Consider the following 5,552-nt stretch of genomic DNA (forward strand, 5'->3'; position numbering starts at 1 on the left):
CACTCAAACCGGGATGGAAATAAAAGTTATTAAAATCAATACAATGTGAAAATACAATGAGCATAAGCGTGTAACGTAGGTTTACTGTCTCATACAACAAACCCACCAATAATTCAAGACGTCCTCCACGGGGCGCTTACCTGCGAAACGCCGCTTAAATGTGGCACGCACCGCTACGCTGAAGACGCTGAGGTACTGCTGTTTGCCTGGGCGATCGGCGATAGCCCGGTCAATGTGTGGGACCTCACCACCGGCGACCCAGTGCCCGATGCATTAAGCGCTGCGCTCGACGATCCTCAGGTAATGACCGTCTGGCACAACGGCGGCATGTTCGACGCCGTGGTGCTGCAACATGCGCTGGGTATAGATATTCCGCTCGAGCGTATACACGACACGATGGTGCAAGCCTATGCGCACAGTCTGCCCGGTTCGCTGGACGCACTGTGCGAGGTGCTGAATGTCCCAACCGACCAGACCAAGGACAAAACCGGCAGCCAGCTTATTAAGCTCTTCTGCAAACCCAGACCGAAAACCAGCAAAATCCGCTGCGCTACTCGCGAAACACACCCGGAAGAATGGCGACGTTTTGTCGAGTACGCCGCGACAGATATTGAGGACATGCGGGTGATTTGGAAACGGATGCCGCGCTGGAATCTCACTCCGTTTGAAACGGCGCTATGGCGTCTTGACCAGCGCATCAACCACCGAGGCATGTGTATGGATATGGCGCTTGCCGAAAGTGCGCTGGCCGCGGTGGATAAAGAGCAGCAATGTTTGTCCGAACGCACCCGGCAAATTACCGATGGTGAAGTGCAGTCCGCTACCCAGCGCGACGCCATGATCAAACACATTGCAAAAGCCTTCGATGTTGAGCTGCCAGATATGCAGAAAAGTACACTTGAGCGGCGTATCAACGACCCCGATCTGCCGATAGGGCTGCGCGAACTGCTAACCGTCCGCCTCGACGCTTGCACGACCAGCACCAGCAAATACCAGACACTGCTCAAATCCGTCAGCCGCGATGGCCGTTTACGCGGCACCAAGCAGTTTTGTGGTGCCTCACGTACCGGGCGCTGGGCGGGGCGGCTTTTTCAGCCCGACAACCTCCCCAGATCATCTATGTCACAGGCAGATATCGACCTGGGGATAAAGGCGCTGAAAAAGGGCGTGGCGGATTTGGTGTTCGACGTGATGCCTCTCACCAGCTCAGTACTACGCGCCTGTATCCGGGCCCCCGAAGACAAGAAGCTGGTCGTTTCCGATCTGAGCAATATCGAAGGCCGGGTGCTGGCGTGGCTGGCGGGCGAGGAATGGAAGCTGCAGGCGTTTCGCGATTATGACGCCGGTGTCGGCGATGACCTGTACAAGCTGGCCTACGCCAAGGCGTTCCACATCAGCCCGAGTGAAGTGACCAAAGCGCAAAGGCAAGTCGGCAAGGTGATGGAGCTCGGATTGGGCTATGGCGGCGGCGTGGCGGCCTTCATGACCTTCGCCCTCACATACGGTCTTGACCTCGACGCGCTGGCCGATGCAGCACTGCCAACAGTACCGGCGACAGTTATCCGCGAAGCCAGAAACTGGTACGCAGAATCCGTGAAGCGGAAGAAAACCTACTGTCTGACAGAGCGCGTGTTTGTTGCCTGTGATTCGATAAAACGCCTGTGGCGCAACACGCATCCGAAGACCGTCTCGTTCTGGCGGGCACTGGAGGACGGGGTACGGCACGCTATTGAACACCCGGGGTGCACTCTCTCTTGTCGCCGAGTCAAAATCCGGCGCGATGGTGCGTGGCTACGCATCGCCCTTCCCTCGGGCCGGGTCGTCTGCTATCCGGGCGTGGCTATCGTCAAAGGCGACGTGACCTACATGGGCATGGACCCGTACAAGCATAAATGGTCGCGACTCAAAACATACGGCGGCCGACTGGTCGAGAATCTTAGTCAGGGCTTGGCGCGCGACGTACTGGCAGCAGCCATGCCCGTTATTGAAGAGCACGGCTACGAAATTGTCTTAACGGTACACGATGAAGTGATCTGCGAAGCGCCGGATACTGATGACTACAAGCATGACGCGCTAAGCACCCTACTGGCAACTAACCCACATTGGGCCGATGGCCTGCCACTTAACGCTGGCGGTTTTGAAGCACTTTACTACCGGAAGGAATAAACCAATGAAAATTGAAAAACAGCCCATGACCATCGTGCCGTTCGCCAACGCCAACTGCAACGCGTGGGACTTCGGCAACTGCAACGTTGTTTATGACTTTTTGACCGCTGATCGTATGGCAAAAGCGCAGGGCAAAATCCTCGTCCAGCATCGCCACAGACGCTTTAGCGAAAGCCACTAATGACGGGGAGGAATAACAGAATGATAACCTATATCGCCGGGCCGATGTCCGGAAAACCCGATTGCAACCGCTTGGCGTTCTACCAAGCCGCCCATGAACTGAAACAAGGCGGCGACACGGTGCTGAATCCCGCAACGCTACCGGATGGACTGACTCAGGCTGAATATATGCGGATTGGCCTAGCCATGCTGCAATGCGCACAGGGTATCTTCCTGCTGGAGGGCTGGCAGGGCAGCGAAGGCGCCCATGCCGAATACTCTTTGGCTAAGAAGCTGCAACTACTCGTACGGTATCAAAGCTGATGAAAATGTATTACTTGCGTGAGAAAGCCATCGAGCAGCAGCTTATCCGCGCGGTAAAAGCCACCGGCGGCATCGCATACAAGTTTGTTTCGCCGCGCAGGCTGGGCGTACCTGACCGTCTGGTAGTACTTCCCGGTGGCCGGCTGCTGTTTGTGGAATGCAAAGTGCCGGGGCAGAAAGCCCGCCCCTCCCAGCGACGCGAACACGACAGGCTCAGGGCGCTGGGGTGCGAGGTAATCGTGCTGAATGATAAAAATTTGGAGAAACTTTTATGAATACTAATAGTATTATCGCAACGCCACCAGGATGGTGGGCAGTATTTAGCAATTTAGATACCGTAAGGGGCGATACACATAATTTTAGGTTTTTTGAACCTATTATTGCATGGGAAAATACAAAAGGCGGATTAGCCCCCTTAGTTTGGGATGGCTATACGGGTAAGGGAACAAAGCGCGCCCTGAATGATAAGTATTTTACAACGGTGGTATATCTGCCGCACGCTCGCCCTACCGTAACGCTAACACCTTTCGACGCCGACGCTGAATATAAAATTCCGCCGGATGCTTATAAATCCGATTTTGAATATTAACACGAGCAGAGAACGTGGATCATGAAACTGGATAACACACGGGTGCTAACTTTCAGGCACCCCAATATGGGAGAAGTCGTCGCCATCACCAACGGCGGTGAGAGTATCGACGATGCCCGCTATCTGGTCAGTCTAGGCAGGCGGCCTAACGAAGACTGGGAAACCCAGACGCTCAGGGCAGTAATTGATTATATGGCCGAAGAAAACAAGCGGCTACGCAAGCAAGTTCGCCGCCTGACACAGGAAGGGTGTTACTGTAAAGTGGAGGGTCGAGCAGGACTCGAACCTGCATCTTACGGTTGGTGAACACGCACGCTCTTTCACTAAGCTACCGACCCAATTGGCAGGGATAGGATAATTAACAATCATTAAAGAAATTTAACGACCAGAGTCACTACAGCGGATGCAAGGCCAACGCAACCGAGAATTATTTTTGTTATGTTTATCAACAATCTACTAGTTAAAAACTCCATATCCTTGCGCAACAAGGCTATTTGCGCCTCGGTTTTAGCTTCGTTCTTCTCGAAGCGAGCCTGCATCTGAGTTTCGTTCTTCCCGAAGCGAGCGTCCATATCTTTACGAACATCGGTTATCTGAACCGTTAAATCTTTACGCACGTCCTCAAGGTCACGCTTGGTAGCCACATCCGCCACCTCATGAGACTTGCGCACGACGAGCGAAATCGCCTTGGCTTGCTCACTGGTAAGCCCGGCTGTTTGAAGCTCTTCTGACGCCTGCAATGTATCAAATGCGACTTGGCCCATGGGGAATCCTCCTGTTTAGGCCAAGTGTAGCGTATCCACCACATCAACGGAAGGAGTATCAGGGCTGCCAGCCCATGACAAGCCGATTAAGAATGCATTACCACTGTCGGTGCCTGAAAGGACCGCTAATCCCAACAGACACCTAACCCAAAACCTACCATAATAGGATTTGAGCTATGTAAAAGAGTACCGCGCCCGCACGCACATTGAAAGTGCAACCGTTCATCCGTAGCGAGATTATTCATTTTGCGTTCACCTCGAAGCATCTGACCTCGCGTCAGCGTATCCGTCTCCTAAAGGCTGGGGGGTGCGATATGAAGATGTTCGACCCAGCTCAGCATCCTGAGCTACGCAACCTTTTTCCTGAACTGACGCCCGTCCAATTTGAAACTTCTTTTTTTTCGATTGGTTGTTCACAAAAAGAAATTTCTGTATTGTGCTCAGTTGCTTACAAAGTCGTTAAACAAGCGATAGCAGAGGCAAAATCCAAATTTGAAACGCAATCATTAACAGGGTTACTAACAGCGTTTCATATTTGCTTAGTTCTATTTGCGTTGTATGGTTGCCAAGGAAAACAACCGAAATCCACCACCCCATTGACGCAAGGATAATCCATGCGCTAGAAAAATGGCAACAGGCGAACGTTAGCCAGTTCCTACAGCGCCACTAATCACTCATCCCGCCCCGGTATCGTGCCGGGGTTCCGTTAATCACATTGACTTGTGAGAGATTTCCTTATGCAAATTTTAATTAATGTACAAAATATAACCATGTCCAGTCTTGAGATCGCTGAACTGGTTAAAAGCCGTCACAGCGATGTTAAGCGCAGCATAGAAAGACTGGCAAAATCGGCAATAATCCAACTACCGCCAACGGCGTTTTTAGAGAAAATCAGTAAATTAGGTATCCCCATGAAGAGAGAGGTCTACGTCTTCACTGGAGAACAAGGTAAGCGAGACAGCGTTGTTGTTGTAGCTCAGCTTTGCCCTGAGTTAACCGCACTACTGGTTGACCGCTGGCAAGAGCTTGAGAAAAAAGTAGCCATCTCAGCACCGGCGACTCAAACGTTCAATGCCCTCGAAACTAATACTTCCCCCCCCAAAAGGAGAATGTAATGAACGACAACCTTATTCAACTGGCACGTGTCGTAGCTGAGGCAACCGCATCCGCGACAATGAAAGCGTGCATAGAGGCCACGGGCCACAACGCCGCTGTGCCGTAAGCGTACGCCCAGCGCCGTATTGACAGTTATTCAGCAGGGATGGTGAGGTTCCACGGCAGGAGCTCTTTGATTTTGTTGATGGGATGATCCGCGATAATCGCCAGCACATGGCACAGATACGCTTCCGGCTCCACGCCGTTCAGTTTGCAACTGCCGATCAGCGTATAACATCAGCGCCGCCCGGTCGCCGCCGCTATCCGAACCGAAGAACAGATAGTTCTTGCGACCCAGGCTTATTACCCGCAGCGTGTTTTCAGCGATATTATTGTCGATCTCCGCCCAGCCATCGCCGGCGTAGTAGCACAACGCCCGCCAGTGGTTCATCAGG

Annotated in this window: 7 protein-coding genes, 1 tRNA gene and 2 pseudogenes; 7 read left to right on the forward strand and 3 right to left on the reverse strand. The window is 52.6% G+C overall.

Features of this window, described 5'->3' with window-relative positions:
* Positions 1-111 precede the first annotated feature (111 nt).
* Genes ACMX3H_RS16575 through ACMX3H_RS16595 form a run of 5 tightly spaced genes read left to right on the forward strand, consistent with a single transcriptional unit; the run spans position 112 to position 3,238 of the window.
* On the forward strand, positions 112-2,166 hold the full coding sequence (locus ACMX3H_RS16575) for a DNA polymerase (protein WP_415211611.1): 2,055 nt from the start codon (positions 112-114) through the stop codon (positions 2,164-2,166).
* A gap of 4 nt (positions 2,167-2,170) precedes the next feature.
* Entirely contained in the window at positions 2,171-2,347 is a 177-nt protein-coding gene (locus tag ACMX3H_RS16580; protein WP_415211606.1) for a hypothetical protein, read from the forward strand.
* A 20-nt stretch (positions 2,348-2,367) separates the two neighbouring features.
* Positions 2,368-2,649, forward strand: coding sequence for a DUF4406 domain-containing protein (locus ACMX3H_RS16585; protein WP_415211607.1), 282 nt, complete (start codon positions 2,368-2,370; stop codon positions 2,647-2,649).
* Positions 2,650-2,654: 5 nt separating this feature from the next.
* A complete protein-coding gene (locus ACMX3H_RS16590) occupies positions 2,655-2,924 on the forward strand; it encodes a VRR-NUC domain-containing protein (protein WP_415211612.1) in 270 nt (89 codons plus the stop codon).
* Entirely contained in the window at positions 2,921-3,238 is a 318-nt protein-coding gene (locus ACMX3H_RS16595) for a hypothetical protein (RefSeq protein ID WP_415211608.1), read from the forward strand. The genes ACMX3H_RS16590 and ACMX3H_RS16595 overlap by 4 nt, the downstream gene beginning before the upstream one ends.
* A gap of 262 nt (positions 3,239-3,500) precedes the next feature.
* Here ACMX3H_RS16595 and ACMX3H_RS16600 read toward each other — a convergent pair.
* Both ACMX3H_RS16600 and ACMX3H_RS16605 read right to left on the reverse strand, forming a co-directional pair.
* Positions 3,501-3,576 (reverse strand) — tRNA-Val (locus ACMX3H_RS16600).
* A 30-nt stretch (positions 3,577-3,606) separates the two neighbouring features.
* A complete protein-coding gene (locus tag ACMX3H_RS16605) occupies positions 3,607-4,002 on the reverse strand; it encodes a hypothetical protein (protein ID WP_415211609.1) in 396 nt (131 codons plus the stop codon).
* Between the two features lie 314 nt (positions 4,003-4,316).
* Here ACMX3H_RS16605 and ACMX3H_RS16610 point away from each other — a divergent pair, with 314 nt between their 5' ends.
* Both ACMX3H_RS16610 and ACMX3H_RS16615 read left to right on the forward strand, forming a co-directional pair.
* The gene (locus ACMX3H_RS16610) at positions 4,317-4,613 is read left to right on the forward strand and encodes a transcriptional regulator (RefSeq protein WP_415211610.1); all 297 of its coding nucleotides are present in this window, start codon (positions 4,317-4,319) and stop codon (positions 4,611-4,613) included.
* Positions 4,614-4,739: 126 nt separating this feature from the next.
* Positions 4,740-5,063, forward strand: a pseudogene (locus ACMX3H_RS16615) (DNA-binding protein); the annotation flags it as partial.
* A gap of 187 nt (positions 5,064-5,250) precedes the next feature.
* Here ACMX3H_RS16615 and ACMX3H_RS16620 read toward each other — a convergent pair.
* Positions 5,251-5,552, reverse strand: a pseudogene (locus ACMX3H_RS16620) (transposase domain-containing protein); the annotation flags it as partial.

The sequence above is a fragment of the Sodalis sp. (in: enterobacteria) genome (genome assembly GCF_047607725.1).
Lineage (GTDB): Bacteria > Pseudomonadota > Gammaproteobacteria > Enterobacterales > Enterobacteriaceae > JBLKSS01.